The following is a 281-nucleotide window of genomic DNA, read 5'->3' as shown; positions in this document are numbered from 1 at the left end:
CGCCGGTCTACCATTCGGCAAATGAGCCGTCCTTGGGGCGCCAGACCGGGTTGCGCCATCGGTGTCCTTCCTTGGTGCGCTCCTTCACGCAGTCCTCGACCCGGACCGTCGGGATTGGCGACATAGCCATCCTCAACACGGCCTTGTTGGCCCGCTCAGAAGCGCTCACGGTAGTCGCGCGGGTTGGTGCCGAGGACGCGTAGAAAGCCGCGCCGCATCGTTTCCTCGGAACCGAAGCCGCAGCGCCGGGCCGTCTGGCCGACCGTTTGTCCCCGCTCCAG

The 281-nt window shown here is 66.9% G+C and carries 2 pseudogenes; both read right to left on the bottom strand.

Annotated elements, in window-relative coordinates:
* Positions 1–7 precede the first annotated feature (7 nt).
* Positions 8–128: pseudogene (locus tag EN851_RS37635) on the bottom strand (D-galactonate dehydratase); the annotation flags it as partial.
* Between the two features lie 27 nt (positions 129–155).
* Positions 156–281, bottom strand: a pseudogene (locus tag EN851_RS37630) (AraC family transcriptional regulator); the annotation flags it as partial.

The organism is Mesorhizobium sp. M8A.F.Ca.ET.208.01.1.1 (genome assembly GCF_004791315.1).
Taxonomy (GTDB): domain Bacteria; phylum Pseudomonadota; class Alphaproteobacteria; order Rhizobiales; family Rhizobiaceae; genus Mesorhizobium.
This window is presented reverse-complemented; position numbering and strand designations above follow the sequence as displayed.